At 72.7% G+C, this 17764-nt stretch carries 17 protein-coding genes; all 17 read left to right on the top strand.

From position 1 onward, the window contains the following. Positions 1-17 precede the first annotated feature (17 nt). A complete protein-coding gene (locus AB0C82_RS09230) occupies positions 18-908 on the top strand; it encodes an ABC transporter ATP-binding protein (protein WP_362837985.1) in 891 nt (296 codons plus the stop codon). A 58-nt stretch (positions 909-966) separates the two neighbouring features. After that, positions 967-1098: a streptamidine family RiPP gene (gene amiA, locus AB0C82_RS09225; RefSeq protein ID WP_362837983.1), complete on the top strand. Its 132-nt coding sequence runs from the start codon at positions 967-969 to the stop codon at positions 1096-1098. A 78-nt stretch (positions 1099-1176) separates the two neighbouring features. Further along, positions 1177-2037, top strand: a complete 861-nt coding sequence (locus tag AB0C82_RS09220; protein ID WP_362837981.1) for a hypothetical protein — start codon at positions 1177-1179, stop codon at positions 2035-2037. After that, positions 2034-3557: a CocE/NonD family hydrolase gene (locus AB0C82_RS09215; protein WP_362837979.1), complete on the top strand. Its 1524-nt coding sequence runs from the start codon at positions 2034-2036 to the stop codon at positions 3555-3557. The genes AB0C82_RS09220 and AB0C82_RS09215 overlap by 4 nt, the downstream gene beginning before the upstream one ends. Positions 3558-3583: 26 nt before the next feature. Continuing rightward, positions 3584-4939: a YcaO-like family protein gene (locus tag AB0C82_RS09210; RefSeq protein ID WP_362838408.1), complete on the top strand. Its 1356-nt coding sequence runs from the start codon at positions 3584-3586 to the stop codon at positions 4937-4939. Between the two features lie 10 nt (positions 4940-4949). Then, positions 4950-6263 carry a nitroreductase gene (locus AB0C82_RS09205; protein ID WP_362837977.1) on the top strand — a complete coding sequence of 438 codons (1314 nt, stop codon included), beginning with the start codon at positions 4950-4952 and terminating at the stop codon, positions 6261-6263. Continuing rightward, a complete protein-coding gene (locus tag AB0C82_RS09200; RefSeq protein ID WP_362837975.1) occupies positions 6260-7999 on the top strand; it encodes an ABC transporter ATP-binding protein in 1740 nt (579 codons plus the stop codon). Before AB0C82_RS09205 ends, AB0C82_RS09200 begins: the two co-directional genes overlap by 4 nt. Further along, entirely contained in the window at positions 7996-9765 is a 1770-nt protein-coding gene (locus AB0C82_RS09195) for an ABC transporter ATP-binding protein (protein ID WP_362837972.1), read from the top strand. Before AB0C82_RS09200 ends, AB0C82_RS09195 begins: the two co-directional genes overlap by 4 nt. Before the next feature lie 141 nt (positions 9766-9906). Next, the gene (locus AB0C82_RS09190; RefSeq protein ID WP_362837969.1) at positions 9907-10206 is read left to right on the top strand and encodes a hypothetical protein; all 300 of its coding nucleotides are present in this window, start codon (positions 9907-9909) and stop codon (positions 10204-10206) included. A gap of 179 nt (positions 10207-10385) precedes the next feature. Further along, the gene (locus AB0C82_RS09185) at positions 10386-11165 is read left to right on the top strand and encodes an amino acid ABC transporter ATP-binding protein (protein ID WP_362837967.1); all 780 of its coding nucleotides are present in this window, start codon (positions 10386-10388) and stop codon (positions 11163-11165) included. Between the two features lie 84 nt (positions 11166-11249). Beyond that, positions 11250-12101, top strand: a complete 852-nt coding sequence (locus AB0C82_RS09180; protein WP_362837964.1) for a glutamate ABC transporter substrate-binding protein — start codon at positions 11250-11252, stop codon at positions 12099-12101. Positions 12102-12193: 92 nt separating this feature from the next. Further along, positions 12194-12859, top strand: coding sequence for an amino acid ABC transporter permease (locus tag AB0C82_RS09175; protein WP_362837961.1), 666 nt, complete (start codon positions 12194-12196; stop codon positions 12857-12859). Further along, complete coding sequence (locus tag AB0C82_RS09170; protein WP_362837959.1) at positions 12856-13809, top strand: amino acid ABC transporter permease; 954 nt, start codon at positions 12856-12858, stop codon at positions 13807-13809. The genes AB0C82_RS09175 and AB0C82_RS09170 overlap by 4 nt, the downstream gene beginning before the upstream one ends. Before the next feature lie 142 nt (positions 13810-13951). Continuing rightward, entirely contained in the window at positions 13952-14998 is a 1047-nt protein-coding gene (locus tag AB0C82_RS09165; RefSeq protein ID WP_362837957.1) for an iron-siderophore ABC transporter substrate-binding protein, read from the top strand. A 20-nt stretch (positions 14999-15018) separates the two neighbouring features. Continuing rightward, positions 15019-16056, top strand: a complete 1038-nt coding sequence (locus AB0C82_RS09160; protein ID WP_362837955.1) for an iron chelate uptake ABC transporter family permease subunit — start codon at positions 15019-15021, stop codon at positions 16054-16056. Further along, positions 16053-17117, top strand: coding sequence for an iron chelate uptake ABC transporter family permease subunit (locus AB0C82_RS09155; RefSeq protein WP_362837953.1), 1065 nt, complete (start codon positions 16053-16055; stop codon positions 17115-17117). The genes AB0C82_RS09160 and AB0C82_RS09155 overlap by 4 nt, the downstream gene beginning before the upstream one ends. Positions 17118-17182: 65 nt before the next feature. Next, positions 17183-17731: a hypothetical protein gene (locus AB0C82_RS09150; protein WP_362837951.1), complete on the top strand. Its 549-nt coding sequence runs from the start codon at positions 17183-17185 to the stop codon at positions 17729-17731. The last annotated feature ends 33 nt before the right edge of the window (positions 17732-17764 follow it).

Genomic DNA, 17764 nt, shown 5'->3' with positions numbered 1-17764 from the left:
TGCATTCAGGAGGACGGATGACCATCCCACAGACACCGGACGCGGAGGAGCGGCAGGAGGGCGCGGACGCCGCCGGAGCCCCGGCGACGGACGCGATCACCGTGGACGGAGTGAGCTTCGGCTATCCGGGACGTACGGTCCTGGAGGACATCCGGCTACGGGTCGCACCCGGCGAGTCGGTGGCGCTGGTGGGCCTCAACGGCTGCGGGAAGAGCACTCTGCTCCGGCTCGTCGCCGGGCTGCTGAGGCCCTCGGCCGGGCGGGTGCTGCTGGCCGGGCAGGACGTGGCACGTCTCTCGCGCCGCGCCACCGCACGACGGGTGGCGCTGCTCCACCAGTCCTCACCGGCCGTGCCGGGCATGACGGTGCGCCAATTGGTGAAGCAGGGGCGGTACGCGGCCCGGGGCCCCCTCGGGATGCTCCGGGAGGGTGACGACGAGGTCTGTGCGCGGGCGCTGGCCGACGTCGGCGTGACCGACTGGTCGGACAGAGTGGTCGATTCCCTCTCGGGAGGCGAACGCCAGCGGGTCCGGCTCGCCATGTCCCTCGCGCAGGACACGAACGTACTGCTCCTGGACGAGCCCACCACGTACCTCGATCTGCGCCACCAGCTGGAGGTGCTGCAGACGGTGGTGAGGCTGCGCGAGGAGCGCTCCCTGACCGTGGTGATGGTGCTGCACGACCTGGGCCACGCGGCGCGCTTCGCGGACCGCGTCGTCGCTCTGAGGGGCGGACGGGTGGCCGCCGACGGCCCGCCCGGACGCGTCGTCACGCCCGGTCTGCTCGCCGAAGTGCTGGGCGTCGCGGGGCGGGTGGGCGTGGATCCGGTCGGTGGGTGGCCGGTGTGTTACCCAGATCACCCTCTGCCCCCTGAGGAGCTATTGCGGAATGATAATCGTGTTCATTAGTGTCTGTGGTGCGGCACCGACCGGCTGCCGCGGTCCCACAAGCGAATGGAGACTTCTCATGGAGCAGAACAAGGTGTTCAGCCCGATCGCCGAGCAGGGTCAGCTGGCCCACCTGTCGGCGACCCACTCCAACGCCCTCGTCGAGAACCCCTTCGACGACGCCGAGTTCGCAGGCGACGACGACAAGTAGAACCAAGTGAGCGGGCCCGCCCAGTCGTTGGGCGGGCCCGCTTCGTCTTCGCGACCCTTCCCCCACCTAGGAGCCCTCGTGACCGTCCGCAGACTCGCACCAGGCGTCGAGCTCGTCACCGTGCCCGGACAGGGCCTCGCGGTGCGCACGCAGGACGGGGAGTTCCTGCGCGTCGACACCGGGCAGGTGGCGGCGCGGGAACTGGTGGCGAGGTTCGAAGGCGGCAGGGCGGGAAGTCCGGAGCTGGAGAAGCTCGTCGCGGCGTTCGAGGCCGCCGGATACGCGGGCTCCGAAGGGGTCCCGGGGGAGTGCGCCGCACTGCCGCTGACCGGCCGGGCCGTCTACGTCCTGGGCGACAAGCCCATGACCGACGACCTTGCGCGCCGTGCCGCCGAGGAGGGCGCGGACGTGAGGCGCCCCGGCCGCGAGGAGATCGCCGCGCTGGCCGAACACGGCGGCGTGCTCACCGACGGCAAGCCGGCCGTCGTCGTGTGGTGCCTGGACTCACCCGTCCCCGAAGGCCTGTGGGACGCGGCCGACCGGCTCCCCGCACAGGGGATCGGCTGGCTGCGCTGCCATCGCGAGGGCTTCCAGGCCTGGATCGAACCCCTGGCCGCCGAAGCCGGTGACGTCACCGCCGCCGACGTACGCCTGCGACGGCTCGCCGCCTCCCCGGCGCACCGCGAACTCGCCGCGTACTGGGCAGGCCACCGGACGTCCGAGGTCCGCGGGCGGGGAGCGGAAGCGGGGACGGCCCTGATCGTGGAACTGCTCACCGCCGACCTCCTCGCCTGGGCCGCGGGGCGCCGCACCGAGGGCGGCCTGCCCCCGCGCCGCCGTCTGCGGCGCGTGGACCTGCGCGACCTGAAGGTCGCCGAGCACCCCGTACTGCCCGTGCCCGCCGTGGCCCCGATGCCCGGGCGGGTCGCTCCCCGATGACGGCACCGGACGCGGGCACCACGTTCCTGGTCGACACCGCCGACGGCGTACGGCTCACCGCCGACCTCTGCCTGCCCGCAGGCGACGGGCCGTTCCCGGCGGTCCTGATCCGGACCCCGTACGACCGCCGCCGCCACCGGCCCGAGCTGCGGGCCTGGGCGTCCGCGGGTTTCGCCGCGCTGGCCCAGGACGTGCGGGGGCGGTACGCGTCCGAGGGGCGCTGGCACCCGTACGGGGGCGAGGAGGCCGACGGCGCCGCGACCGTACGGCGGTTGCGGGAGCAGCCCTGGAGCAACGGGCTGGTGGTGGCCCACGGCAGCTCGTACGCCGCGCACTGCGCGCTGGCGACCGCGCTCGGAACTGAGCCGGACGGGCGCCCGGACGCCGTGGTGGCGGCCGTACCCGCGCTCGGGATGGCGGAGACCGCGCGCGAACCGGGCGGCCCCGAAAGGCTGTTGGCCCGCGCCGGCTGGTGGGCCGCGCACGGTGACCGCCGCACGTCCGACGACGCCGCGCTGGAGGAGGCCCTCGCCCGGGACCCGCGCCTGCTCGGACACCTCCCCGTGGCCGGGTTCCCGTCGAGGCTGGGACGGGCCCTGCCCTCCTGGTCGCGCCTGTGGGCGGCGGAACGCGAGGGCGGACCGCTCGCCCGCGCGGCGGCCGCCGGGATGCCGCTGCTCGCCGTCGGCGGCTCGCGTGACCCCTTCCGCGACGACACGGTCGAGCTGTGGCGGAACTGGGGCGGCCCCTCCCGGCTGCTCATGGGCCCCTGGGGCCACACGCTGACCGCATCCCCCGGCCCCGAGGCCCGGCCGCAGCACCGTCTGAACCTCGGTCGCCTGTACGTCCGTTGGGCCGAGGCGGCCCTCGGGGGCGGACTCGCCCCGGGCCGGCGGGGTGTCTCCGCGCTGGGCGGCAGCGGCCGGTGGGCCTCCATGACGGACGGCCCGGCACCCACCGCGTACCCCTTCGCCACCGCCCTGCGCTCCCTCGGCGGACCGGCGTTCGTGGCCGACCCCGAACAGCCCATGCGTTCCGACCACTTGGACGTACCGGCTGCCGGCCCTCCCGGCCGCTGCCTCCTGGTCACTCCACCGCTCCCGGGGCCGCTGGACCTCCTGGGTGGCGCAGAGGCCCGGCTGGCCGCGGTCGCCGACACACCCACCGCCGACTGGGTCGTCCGCCTCGTCGCCCTCGACCCCCGGGGCGTCGCCGACCACCCGGCGACCGGTGTCGTGCGGCGCGCCGACCCCGCGCACGAGCCCGCGCGCTTCTCGGTCCCGCTCGGCCACCTGTCCCGGCGCCTGCCCGCAGGCACCCGCCTGCGCGTCGAAGTCGGCGGGCACCACTTCCCCGCGCACGCCCGCAATCCGCACACCGGGGAGGACCCGGTCACCGCGACCCGGCTGTACTCCTCACGCCGGTCCCTGCGGCTTGCGGACAGTGCCCTCTCCCTGCCCGTCGTCGCCGCCCGGCACCGCGCCGGGCGTGTCAATCCCGCCCAGGAGATCTGCCGTTGACCAGAACCGGCGTTCCGGCCACCCCAATGTCCCCCGACGATCTCGTGGACCCCGTCTGCGGACTGATCCGCGCGGTGGAGCCCGTCGAGCACCCCGCGGGGGCGCCGCCCCGCTACCTCGCCATGACCGCCGAGGTCGCGGACGCCCGGAGGTTCGGGGCCTGGCCCGCCGACCGGGTCTCGCTCGGGACGACCTTCGGCGATCCCGGGGGAGCCCGGATCGCGGCCATCGCCGAAGCCGTCGAACGCTACTGCGGCAACCGGCTGCCCCCGCCCGGGCACTTCGGGGCGCCACGGCGCGCCACGGCCCGGGAGCTCCTCGACGAGGGGAAGCGGCTGTACGGTCCCGACGACCTGCCCCGGTACGCGCCCTGGCAGTACGGGCGCCCGGACTTCCCCTACCGGCCGTTCCTCCCGGACACGCCCGCCCTGTGGGCCGTGGGCGACGAAGGCCCGGGGGAGTGCTGGGCCCCGGTGTCCCTGACCCACCTCAACTGGCGCCAGGGCGAGCTGCGTTCGCTGCCCCGCACACACCACCTCAACTACGCGGGCATAGCCACCGGCCAGGGCTTCGACGACGCCGTCGAGCGCGGGCTGCTGGAGACCGTCGAGCGCGACGCCCTGGAGCTCTGGTGGCACCTCGACGGTCCGGCCCGGGGTATCGACCCGGGCAGTGTTCCGGGGCTGAGGGCCGACCTGGACGGCTGCGGCCTCGACGTGTGGATCGTGGAGATGCCGTCGGAGTTCGCCCCCTGCATGGCAGCCCTCGTCCACGACACGCGCCGTGGCCTCTTCGCGGCGGGCTTCGCCTGCCGCTACGACCCGGCCGAGGCGGCCCGTAAGGCGGTGCTCGAAGCCGTGCACACCTGGGTGTTCACCCAGGGGGCGGTCGAGCGCGACGGCTGGGTCTTCAAGGCGGTCGACGCCGGCATGTTCGCCCCGGGCCTCTATCTGGAACACCGCGCCGACCGGCGCTACCTCGACGACTGCGGGACCGACTTCGCCGCCGTGCGCGACCTCGGCGCACACGTGCAGGTGTGGCTCGACGAGCGGGTCACCCCGCTCGCTTCCCGGTTCACCGAACCGGCCCACGGAGTCGTGGACATCGCGGACGTCGCGCCGGGCAGCCGCGCCGCCCTCGACGCCCGGCTCGCGGCGGGCGGCCACCGGGTGATCACCTTCGACCTGACCACCGAGGACGTCAGGGCGACACCGCTCAGGGTGGCGCGCGTCCTCGTCTCCGGTCTCGTCCCCAACGCCCCGGCCGCCTTCGCGTACTTCGGAAGTCCCCGCTTCGCCGAAGCGGCCCTGTCCAGGGGCTGGCGTTCGGCAGAACCGTCCGGACCCCAGGACTTCACCCTCGTCCCGCCGCCACACATGTAGGGGAAACGACGTGCCCGCACCCACCACCACCGACGACCCGGTTCGCGAAGCTCTCGCGCGCGCCCGGTCGGGCGCACCGCCCGGCCCGGACACTCCTGCCGGGCCCTTCCCCCGCTGGACGGGCCGGGCGACGCCGCTCACCCCGGCTGCCGCACCCGCCCTCGACCACCTCCTGCGACACTCACTCGCCGTCACCCCGTCGGAGCCGGGCGACGGGCGGCTGGGGCCCGCCCCCTCGGCGGGCGGACTGAACCCCGTGTCCGCCCATCTCCTGGTGGGCGCCGACGGCGAGCTGCCTCCCGGGCGTTACGCCTACGACGCGGTACGCCACCGGGTGCACCGGCGGGGAGACGCCCCGTCCGACCCGCCGGACGGCACCCTCGTCGTCCTCACGGTGGACGCCCGCCGCACGGTCTCGCACTACGGGCACCGCGCCCTGCCGCTGCTGCTCCTGGACGCCGGTCACGCCGTCGCCGCCCTGGCGTCGGCGGGCGCGGCGAGGCTGAGCCTGGACACGGACGGCCTGCTCCTGTCGGCGGCGGCGGGCCTTCCCGAACCCGCCCTGTGGCGGCGGACCTGGCCCGGGACCACACCGCGACACCCCCTCGCGGCGGTCGCGGCAGGCCCTTGGACGCGAGACCCCGGAGCAGCCCTCGCCCGCTGGGCGACATGCCCGCCCGGCGCGGCCCCGCAGCCGGAGTCCGGAGCCGGGGAGGCGTCCCCCGTACTGGAGGGGACCTGGGCGGCCCTGGACGCCGTCGCATCTGCCGCCGGAACGGGGGAGTGGGCGACGCCGACGGCACGCACGGCCGACCACACCCTGATGTCCCGGCGCAGCGCCCCACCGCCGCTGAGAGGTGTTCCGGCCCCCGAGGACCTCGCCCACGTCCTCGCCCGCGCGGCCGGGGCGCTGCCCACACGGCTGCGCTGGTGTGCCGCCGTCGGCGGTGAGCACCCCGGCCTGCTGCGGCTCGCACCCGCGGGCAACCGGCCGCACCGTCCGGCGCTCCAGCCCCTGGCATCGGGCGAGGCCCGTCCGACGCTCGCCGCCTGGGCCGCCGGACAGGGCTGGATCGCGGAGGCGGGAGCCGTGCTGCTCGCATACGGGTGCCCGGAGGACGCGGACGCGCGGCAGGTCCGCCGCGACCACCTGGCCGCCGGATACGCCGTCGGCCTCGCCCAACTGGCCGCCTCGCAGCTGCGTCTGCCCTCACGCCCGGTCGGTTCCTGGCAGCGGGCCGACCTCGGCGCGGCGCTCGCCGGCCCACCCGGACGTGACTGGATCGTCCACGGACTCGCCCTGGGAAGAGGGGATCAGCCGTGATGCTTCACCCGGAGCTGACACGCGCCGCCCGCACGGCGCGCGGCCCGCTGCTCGGTGCCACCGCCCTGCTCGGTGCGGTGGCCCTGACCCACCTGGCTCAGGCGGTGCTTCTCGCCGTCGCGCTGTCCGCCGTCGCCCGTGACGACACCCGCCGACTCGCCGCGCTGCTGGGCGGGGTGCTCGTGGCCGTCGTCGCCCGCGCGGGCCTGAGCTGGTGGCAACGCCGTACCGCCGTGCGCGCCGGATCCCGCGTACGCGTCGGGCTGCGCGACGCACTGCTGGAACACCTCGGCCGGCTCGGCCCCTCCCACGTCCAGGACGCCCGCGCCGGAGCCGTACGCGCCACACTCGTCGACGGCGTCGAAGGAGTGGACGCGTACGTCTCCCGCTACCTTCCCCAGCTCCTCGTCACCTGCGCCGTTCCGCCGCTGCTGCTGATCGCCGTCGCGGCCCTCGCCCCGTACGCACTTCTGGCCCTCGTGCCCGCCCTGCTTCTGGCGCTGCTCGCCCCCCGCTGGTGGGACCGGCTGCTGGAGCGCCGGGGGCGCGAGCACTGGGAGTCCTACGAGACCCTCGCCGCCGACTACCTCGAAGCCCTCCAGGGCATGTCCGCCCTGCGTGCGGCCGGAGCGGTCGGACGGACCAGGGCGCGCCTGGAGAACCGCTCGGACGCCCTGCACCGGGCCACCGTCGCCAAGCTGCGGGTCTCCCTCGTCGACACCGGTCTCACCGACCTGGCGATCCAGGGCGGGACGGTGGCGGCCGCACTGGTGGCCTGCGCCTCCGCCGCTTCCGGGAACACGACGGCTACCGGCACCTATCTGCTGCTGATGCTGGCCTCGGAGTGCTTCCGTCCCGTGCGCGACCTCTCCCGGGAGTGGCACGCCGGATACCTCGGGGTCTCCGCCGCCGACGGCATCGCCGCCCTGCGCACCGCCGGGGGCGGGGTACCGGACGATGGCCGCCACCCGGCGGACTGGACCACCGGACCGGAGATCGCGTTCGAGGGCGTGACCTTCCGATACACGGGGGCTGCGCGACCCGCACTGGACGGTGTGACGTTCACGGCGGCGGCAGGACGGACGACCGCGGTGGTCGGTCCCTCCGGGGCCGGCAAGTCGACGCTCCTGTCCCTGCTGACCCGCCACCACGACCCCGTACACGGCCAGGTGCGCCTCGACGGTGTCCCCGCGGCGCGCTACGCGCTGGACTCCCTGCGCCGGGGCATCGCCGTCGTCTCGCAGGAGACGTACTTCTTCCACGCCACCGTCGCGGACAACCTCCGCCTGGCCCGTCCGGGCGCCACCGAGGACGAACTGCGTGGCGCGACACGCGCTGCGGGCCTCCACGACGAGATCGCCGCCATGCCGGACGGCTACCTCACCGTGCTGGGCGAACGCGGCGCCACCCTGTCCGGAGGCCAGCGTCAACGACTGGCGCTCGCCCGCGCCCTGCTCGCCGACGCGCGCGTCCTCGTCCTCGACGAGGCGACCAGCGCGGTGGACGAACGCGGTGAGGCCCGCATAGGCAAGGCCCTGGCCGAGGCCGCCCGGGGGCGCACCTGCCTCGTCATCGCCCACCGTCTGGACGCCGTGCGCGACGCGGACCGCATCGTCGTCCTCGACGGCGGACGGGTGCGGTCCATCGGGGACCACACCACCCTCATGGCCGAGAACGGTCTCTACGCGGCGCTGGTCGAGGCCGGCCGGACGAAGGAAGCGGGACGAGCGGCATGACGACCCTCCACAGCATCCACCCGGAGGAACGGGGCGGGCGCGGCGCCCTGCGGGGTCTGCTGCCCGCACTCGGCGCACACCGTCTCATGGTGGCGCGCACCTGCGCCGCCGCGCTCACCGATCAGGCGGCACTCGTCGCGCTGGTCACGCTGGCCGCCCACACGGTCGGCGCCGCCGTCATCGAGGGGCACGCGCCGTCCGGCGCCACCGTGGCGGCGCTCATCGCGCTCGTCCTCATCAAGGCGCTCGCGACCTGGCGGGAGATGGACCTGAGCCATGACCTGGCCTACCGGGTGCTCGCGGTGCTGCGCGTACGGATCTTCGACGGGCTCGCGCGCAGCGCACCGGCCCGCATCGGTGGCCGCCGCAGCGGCGACCTGGCGGCGACCGCGATGGGGGACGTCGAGGCCCTGGAGTTCTTCTACGCCCATGCGATCGCCCAACTCTGCGCCTCCGTCACGGTTTTCGGTGCGGGCTCCGCCACCCTTGCCGTCATCGAGCCACGGATGCTGATCGCGGTCGTCCCCGTCGCGGTCCTGCTCGTCCTCGCGCCACTGCTGGAAGGGCGCGGGCGGACGCGCCGGGGGGCCAGGACCCGTACGGCGGCGGCCGAACTGTCGGCGGAGGCCGTACAGACCGTCGACGGGCTGCGTGAGCTGCTCGGCTTCGGCGCCCTGTCCGCCAGGCGTACGCGACTGGCGGAGGCGGGCCGGGGGCTGGCCGACGCGCAGCGGGCCGAGCAGTCCTGGGAGGCGGCGGCTGCCGCCGTCCGCGACGCGTTCGTGGTGGTCGCGGTGACAGGGGTCGTGGCACTCGCGGCGCAGGCCGTCGCCGCCGGACGGCTCGACGGGCCCTGGGCCCCGGCCGCCATGGCGCTGGCACTCGGCACACTCGCGCCCGCCGCCGAGGTGGCGGCAGCGCTGGGCAAGGCGGGCGGGCTGCGGCCGGCCGCAGCCCGGGTCGGGGCGGCCGTCGCGGCCCCGGCGGGCGCGGCGGAACCCCTCGCCCCGCGGCCCGTTCCCGCAGGCCCGCTGGGTGTGCGGCTGCGTGGCGTCCGCTTCGACTACGGCGGGCGGAGCGTCCTCGACGGCGTCGAGCTGACCGTACGGGCCGGGGAGACCGTGGCCCTCGTGGGCGTCTCAGGGGCCGGCAAGTCCACCTGCGCCCATCTGCTCGCCCGCTTCTGGGACCCGTCCGCCGGCGCGGTCGAACTGCTGCCCGCCGACGGTTCTGAACCCGTGGACCTGCGCGACCTGGCGGAGGCCGAACTGCGCGCAGCGGTCGCCGTGGTCGGCCAGGAGACTCCGCTCTTCCACGGCACCCTCGCGGAGAACCTCAGGCTCGGCGCGCCCGGCGCGAGCGACAGTGAGGTGGCCGACGTGGTCCGCCGCTGCGGCATCGACCGCTTCGCGGCGAGCGTGGATGACCTGCGTGTCGCGGAACGCGGCACGACACTCTCCGGCGGCCAGCGCGCCCGCATCTCCCTGGCCCGCGCCCTGCTCGCGAACCCCCGTGTCCTGGTCCTCGACGAGACCACCGCCCACCTCGACACGGCCTCGGACGCCGAGCTCGCCGCCGCGCTCGCGGCGGCGTCCTCCACCCGTACGACGATCTGGATCGCCCACCGCCCGGCGACGATCCGCCGGGCCGACCGGATCGCGGTGCTCGACGCGGGACGCATCGCCCAGGAGGGCACATGGGAGGAGCTCGCCGCCCAGGGAGGCGCGTTCGTGGACGCCGTGGTGCCGGAGCGGGCCACCGCGTGAGCAGCCCGCGGGGCATGTCGCAGCCCTCGGTTGCGGCACACGCGTGCAAGGCCTCGGCTGTCGCCGTGGCCTTGTTGTGGCGTCCGGCGGATCCGGGGGGAAAATGAATCGGGACAAACCGCCTGGAAAGAGGAGAAAATCATGACCACGACGGCGCACGCGCCCCATACCGACCACACACACGAGCACGGTGAGGGCTGTGGCCACGTCGCCTTCCCGCACGGCGACCATGTGGACTACGCCCACGACGGTCACGTGCACCGCGTCCACGAAGGTCACGCGGACGAATGCCGGACCGGTGCGCACGCGGCCCACGAGGACCACGCGCATCAGCACGGCGAGGGCTGCGGCCATGTGGCCGTGCCGCACGACGGCCACACCGACTACGTGCACGACGGGCACCGGCACGCCGTGCACGAGGGGCACTGGGACGACCACTGACCAGCGTCCGCCGCGCGCCGGTCGCTCCACGCCGCTGAGGACGCCCTCGGCCCACCGTCGGACGTTGCCCGTCGCACACCGGGCCCTGGTCCGATAACACGCCCCACGCCGGCTGTCCTCCCGGAGCGCGCCTTCCTCCCGGCGTGCGGCGTGGCCGCGGGCGGCGGACGATGAAGCAGATGAGCCGTTCAGCGGATACGAGACGCGAAGGGCCGGGCGCGAGCGATGCCCTGGTCGTACTGAGCAACGTCAACAAGCACTTCGGCGCGCTGCACGTGCTCCAGGACATCGACCTCACCATCGGCCGGGGCGAAGTGGTCGTCGTCATCGGTCCCTCGGGAGGCGGCAAGTCCACGCTCTGCCGGGCCATCAACCGTCTGGAGACCATCGACTCCGGCAAGATCTTCATCGACGGCAAGGCGCTGCCCGCCGAGGGCCGCGAGCTGGCCGCGCTGCGGGCCGATGTGGGCATGGTCTTTCAGTCGTTCAACCTTTTCGCCCACAAGACCGTCCTGCAGAACGTCACGCTCGGGCAGCTCAAGGTCCGCAAGAAGGGCAAGAAGGCGGCCGAGGAGCGGGCGCGCTCACTCCTGGACCGGGTCGGCGTCGCCTCGCAGGCCGACAAGTACCCCGCGCAGCTATCCGGAGGTCAGCAGCAGCGCGTGGCGATCGCCAGAGCCCTGGCGATGGACCCGAAGGTCATGCTCTTCGACGAGCCCACCTCGGCGCTCGACCCGGAGATGATCAACGAGGTGCTGGAGGTCATGCAGCAGCTCGCCCGCGACGGTATGACCATGGCCGTCGTCACCCATGAGATGGGCTTCGCCCGCTCGGCCGCAAACCGTGTGGTCTTCATGGCCGACGGGCGGATCGTGGAGGAGGCGACGCCCGCGCAGTTCTTCGGCGACCCGCGCAGCGACCGGGCCAAAGACTTCCTGTCGAAGATCCTCAAGCACTGAGCGGGCCCGGGAACCGGCCGCTCGTCGAGGCCTCGACCGAGACTTCACCGAGATTCCCCACCGAGACCCCCAGGGATGATCACCATGAACGTTCGCAGGACACCCGCGGCGGCGGCCGCCGCGCTCGCGCTCACCCTGACGACCGTGACCGTCGGCTCCGGAGGGGCCCAGGCGGTCGGCGCGGGCAGTGCCTCCGGGAGCGGCGCCGAAACGATCACCATCGGCATCAAGTACGACCAGCCCGGCATCGGGCTGAAGACACCGGACGGCACGTACACGGGCTTCGATGTCGACGTGGCGACCTACGTCGCCAAGGAACTCGGCTTCGAGCCCGGTGACATCCAGTGGAAGGAGGCCAAGAGCGCCGACCGCGAGACGCTGCTCGAACGCGGCGACGTCGACTTCATCGCGGCTTCGTACTCGATCAACGACGAGCGCGAGGAGAAGGTCGACTTCGCGGGTCCGTATCTGCTCGCGCACCAGGACGTCCTGATCCGGGCCGACGACGACTCCATCAAGAAGCCCGAGGACCTGAACAACAAGAAGCTCTGCTCGGTCACCGGCTCGACCTCCGCGCAGAACGTCAAGGACGAGATCGCGCCCCAGGCGCAACTCCAGGAGTACGGCGGCTACTCGGAGTGCCTGACCGGCCTGGAGAACGAGACCATCGACGCGCTGACCACCGATGACTCGATCCTCGCCGGATACGCCGCGCAGGACGAGTTCAAGGGCAAGTTCAAGCTGGGCGGCTTCAAGCTGAGCAACGAGAACTACGGCATCGGTGTCCAGGAGGGCAGTGAGCTGAAGGCGAAGATCAACACGGCCCTGGAGAAGATGGTCGCCGACGGCACCTGGGACGAGGCCGTCGAGAAGAACTTCGGCCCCGCGAACTACCAGAACGAGCCCGCGCCGAAGATCGGCAACGTCGTCCAGTGACACCCGTACGCGGTCCGGCAGCCGGGCGATGAGGTGCGCCGCCGCACCGGCGGCGCACCTGGCCCTCCCCACACGCGAAAGCGCGGGACATCGTGTTCGACTTCCTTGAAGGCTATGACCTGTTGGGTGCCTTCTGGGTGACGGTTCAGCTCACCCTCTACTCCGCGGTGGGCTCCCTCGTCCTCGGTACCGTGCTGGCGGCGATGCGCGTCAGTCCCGTACCCCTGATGCGCGGCTTCGGTACCGCGTACGTCAACATCGTGCGGAACATCCCGCTCACGGTCATCATCATCTTCACCTCGCTCGGGCTCTTCCAGACGCTCGGCATCAATCTGGGCGCCGAGGACTTCACGGCCATCAACTTCCGGCTCGCCGTGCTCGGCCTGACCGCGTACACCGCCGCGTTCGTCTGTGAGGCGCTGCGGTCCGGCATCAACACCGTGCCCGTGGGCCAGATCGAGGCGGCACGGGCGATCGGGCTGAGCTTCGCGCAGACCCTGCGTCTGATCGTCCTCCCGCAGGCGTTCCGTTCCGTGGTGGCCCCGTTGGCCAACGTGCTCATCGCGCTCACCAAGAACACCACGGTGTCCGCCGCGATCGGGGTCGCCGAAGCCGCGGCGCTCATGCGGGAGATGATCGAGAACGAGGCCCAGCTCATCCTCATCTCCGCCGTGTTCGCGGCCGGGTTCGTCTGCCTCACCCTGCCGACCGGACTCTTCCTCGGCTGGGTGAGCAAGAAGGTCTCGGTGCGGCGATGACCCCTCCCCTCTACGACGTCCCGGGACCGCGCGCCAAGCGGCGCAACGTGCTGTACACGCTGGTGTTCCTGGTGGTCCTTGCCGCACTCGCCTGGTGGGTCTACCGGAGCCTGGACGAGAAGAACCAGCTGGAGTGGGCCAAGTGGCGCCCCTTCTTCACCGACGCCGGCGCCTGGACCACGTACATCCTGCCGGGCCTGCGGAACACCGTCATCGCGGCGTCCCTCTCCATGGTCCTCGCGTTGCCGCTCGGCGCCCTCCTGGGCATCTCCCGGCTCTCCGACCACCGGTGGATACGCGTCACGGCCGGCACGGTCGTGGAGTTCTTCCGGGCCATTCCCGTACTGATCCTGATGCTCTTCGCCAACTCCGCGTTCTCCGAGTTCACCGACGTCAGTCCGGACACCCGCCCGCTGTACGCGGTGGTCACCGGGCTCGTGCTCTACAACGCCTCGGTGCTCGCCGAGGTGGTGCGCGCCGGAATCCTGTCCCTGCCACGGGGGCAGACCGATGCCGCCAAGGCGATCGGGATGCGCAAGGGGCAGATGATGCTGCACGTGCTGCTGCCGCAGTCCGTCACCGCGATGCTCCCCGCGCTCGTCAGCCAGTTGGTGGTCATCGTCAAGGACACCGCGCTCGGCGGCGCCATGCTCGGCTTCTCGGAACTGCTGGCCTCGGTGCGCCCGATGAGCGCCAACTACGGCGCCAACACCATCGCGAGCTTCACGGTCGTGGCGGTGATCTTCGTTCTCATCAACTTCGCCCTCACCACCTTCGCGAGCCGGCTGGAGGGAATGCTGCGGCGCGGCAAGAAGTCCACCGGAGCGGTGGTCGGCGCGGAGGCCGTGGAGGAACTGGCCACGCCGGGCGAGCACATGGCGCCACGGGGCAAGGGCGGGGCGGGAGGAGCCGGCCGTACCGGAGGCGGCTCCGGGGACGGTCCGGCGTAGGGGAGCCCGGGCGCGACGTTCCGACGGGCGGTCATCGGCCGCCCTTTGTGGCTTTTCGGTAACGGGCCCCCGCTGCGAACGGGAAACATGATTAGCTTAGGCTTGCCTAACTGTCGCTGTTCGCCAATCATGAGGAACACCAATGCTCGGGTCCACCCGCCTGCGTCGTCAGACCATCGCAGCCTCGGCCACCGCCGTCGCTCTCGCGCTCGTCCTGGGCGGCTGCTCGTCCGGCAGTGACGAGGAGAAGACCACGGAGTCCTCGGCGAAGGGCAAGGGTGCCTTCCCCGTCTCGGTCAAGAGTGCCCTCGGCACCGCGAAGATCGACGCCAAGCCCGAACGCATCGTCACCCTCGGCCAGGGTTCCGCCGAGACGGCGATCGCGCTCGGCACCACCCCGGTGGGCATCGAGAGCTACGAGTGGGGCAGCGACAAGAGCGGCTACCTGCCGTGGATCAACGAGGCCGTGAAGAAGTCGGGCGGCGAGCTGCCCAAGCAGTTCACCGGCGGCGAGGACATCGACTTCGAGGCCATCACGGAGCTCGAGCCGGACGTCATCCTCGCCCCGTGGTCGGGTGTCACGCAGGAGCAGTACGACATCCTCAAGGACATCGCCCCGACCGTCGCCTACCCGGACCAGGCGTGGAGCACGGACTGGGACCAGCAGATCGACATCATCGGCAAGGCGCTCGGCCAGACCGAGGACGCCAAGGGCCTCAAGACGAAGATCGAGAAGCAGCTCGCGGACGCCGCGGCCACCCGGCCGAACTACAAGGACGTCACGTTCTCGTACATCTACAACACCGGCCCCGGCACCCTCGGCGTCTTCAAGCCCGAGGAGCAGCGCGTCAAGATGGTCTCGTCCCTCGGGCTGACCGTCGACCCGGTGGTGAACACGTTCAAGGAGACCGAGGGCACCGACTCGGCGCTGATCGGCCTGGAGAACGCCGAGAAGCTGAAGGACAGCGACCTCGTCTTCACGTTCTACACGGACGACAAGAGCCGCAAGGAGGTCGAGGCGCAGCCGCTGTACGGCGCGATCCCGGCCATCAAGAGCGGCGCGGTCGTCGCCAGTAACGACAACCCCTTCGTCACCGCCTCCTCGATCATCAACCCGCTGACCGTTCCGTGGGTGATCGACCGTTACCTCCCGCTGATCGACAAGGCCGTCGCCGCCGCGGGCAAGTAACGCTCACCGCAGGCACGCGCATGGCTACCACCACGCAGGCACCGCCGAGCGGCGCCGGTACCTCGCGTACCGGCGCCGCTCGGCGTGCGACGGCCCTGATCGCCGGAGTGGCCGTCCTGGCGCTCGCCCTCTGCGCGAGCGTCATGTACGGCAGCCGGTCGACCTCGTTCGGCGACGTCCTCGACGTCCTCTCCGGGACCGCCGACGCCAACATCACCACCATCATCGAGAGCCGTTACCCGAGGACCGCGCTCGGCGTACTGGCCGGGCTCTGTCTCGCGGTCGCCGGCACCCTGATGCAGGGCGTCAGCCGCAACCCGCTGGCCGACCCCGGACTGCTCGGCATCAACGCGGGCGCCTCGGCGAGCATCGTCACCGCGACGGCCTTCCTCGGTGCCACCGGCAGCACCGCCACGATGTGGTGGGCCCTGCCAGGAGCGCTGGTCGCCGGAGTGCTCGTCCACGTCATCGGCTCCTCGGGGGCGAGTACGGGGCTGGTGCGCCTGGTACTCGCCGGCGCCGTTCTCTCCGCCGTGCTGATGGCCTACATCCAGGCCGTCACCCTGGGCCGGCCCAAGGTGTTCGACAGCTACCGCTACTGGGTCGTCGGCGCGCTCGGCGGGCGCGACTTCGACGTCTTCACGGCCGTCCTGCCGTTCGCGGCGGTCGGCTTCGTCATCGCCCTGGTGCTGGGGCCCGGCCTCAACACCCTCGCCCTCGGCGACGCCACCGCGGCCTCCCTCGGCGCGCATCCGGCACGGGTGCGGGCGGGCGGGCTCCTCGCCGCCACGCTGCTCAGCGCCGCGGCGACGGCTGCCGTCGGGCCCATCGCCTTCGTCGGTCTGGCCGTCCCGCACGTCGTACGCGCCCTGGTCGGCGTGGACTTCCGCGTCCAGATCGTGTTCTCGGCCATCGCCGGTCCCGCGCTGCTGCTCGTGGCGGACGTGGTGGGCCGGATCCTCCTGCGCCCGCAGGAACTGATGGTCGGCGTCGTGACCGCGTTCATCGGAGCGCCCGCCCTGCTCCTTGCCGTACGCAGAATGAGGGGAAGCACATGACGGCCGACCGGGCGGGCTTCCGAACCGCCTCGCCACGGGGCTACCTGACCCTCGGCCGCACCGTCGCGGTGCCCGTCCGGCGGGTTTCCGTCATCGCCGCGCTCGTCCTCCTGCTCCTGACGGCAGCCGCCGCGGTCGCCACCCTGTCGCTCGGCCGGCTCGGCATCCCGCTCGCCGACCTGGCCGGGGCGCTCACGGGCGGAGCGGAGGGCAAGGACGCGTTCGTACTGGAACGGCTGCGCGGACCCCGCCTCGTCGTCGCCCTCGGCACGGGAGCGGCGCTCGGTCTGTCCGGGGCGCTGTTCCAGTCCGTGACCCGCAACCCCCTCGGCAGCCCCGACGTGATCGGGCTCGGCTCCGGGGCGGGCGCGGGCGCCGCCATCGTCGCGCTGGTGCTGCCGGACACGGTCCCGGTGTCCCTGGGGGCTCTCGCCGGAGCGGTGCTCGCCATGGTGCTGGTCTACGTCTCCACGGGTACGGGCTTCCGCAACCCCGCGCGGCTCGTCGTGGCGGGAATCGGCGTCGCCGCGATCTGCACGGCGATCACGCAGTACGTCGTCTACGCGATGGAGCGGGACCGTGCGGCGGTCCTCTCGGCGTACGTCAACGGCAGTCTCTCCGCGAGGGCCTGGGACGACGCGAGCACGATCTGGCTGGTGCTTCTCGTCTCGGCTCCGTTGTGCGCGCTGATCGCCCGGCGCCTGGACATCGGTGAGATGGGCGACGACATCGCCGCGGGCCTCGGCTCCGAGCCGCAACGGACCAAGACCCTCGCCGTTCTCCTGGCGATCGTCCTGTGCGCCGGTGCGGTGAGCGTGGCGGGTCCCATCGCCTTCATCTCGCTGACCGCCGCTCAGATCGCCAAGCGCGTCACCAGGGTGTCCGGGCCGCATCTCCTGCTCTCCGCGGTGACGGGCGCACTGCTGCTCGTCCTGGCCGATCTGGCAGCCCAGCAGCTGCCCCTCTTCGACAACCTGCCCGTCGGCATCTACACGATGGCCATCGGCGGCGCGTATCTCGGTTACCTGCTGACCCGCGAGTGGAGGAGGGGAGTCCTGTAGCCACCGCACCCCCCGGGGACGGCCGCCACTGGCCTCGTACAGGTTCGTCGTCCATACTGCCCGCCGTGGAGCAGCGCATAGATTCGAAGACCCAACCCGAGTTCGCCGCAGGCATCGACCCGGCGTTCATCCCCGGCCTCACGGCCCCTGTCTCGGCGCGGACGGAGGAAGACGAGGAGCCGGCCGACTCCCCCGGCGCGGACGCGGCCGTCGACGGTCCCGCTGAGAAGGCCGGCGAGGCGGACGAAGCGGCCGGGTCCGGCGAGGCGGCGGAAGCGGAATCCGGAACCGGCGCGGAAGCGGAAGCCGGTCAGGACGCGGAAGACCCGTCCGGCGGGCCCGTTTTCGAGGTCAGTGACCGTCGGGGTTCCATCCGGGCCGACCGCACGGGAATCCGGTTCCGACTGGACGACCAGGAGGCCGACTTCACCTGGGACGAGATCGGCGCGGTCGAGGTCAGGACGGCCCGCTTCGGGCGCCGGTTCACCGTCACCGTGCACGTGTCGAGCCGTCGTTGGTTCAACGCGGAGGTCGAGGCCGCCTCGCGGACCGCCCTCAAGGAGTGGCCCGCGCAACTCGACGAGGCGCTGGACGCCTACTTCGAGGAATCCTGACACCCGGATACCGGCGTGCGGGGTGGGAGGGCG

Origin of the sequence: Streptomyces sp. NPDC048560 (assembly GCF_040650955.1) — a bacterium.
In the GTDB taxonomy this organism is placed as follows: domain Bacteria; phylum Actinomycetota; class Actinomycetes; order Streptomycetales; family Streptomycetaceae; genus Streptomyces.
Note: the sequence above shows the minus strand (reverse complement) of the source record. Positions and strands in the feature narration are given on the sequence as shown.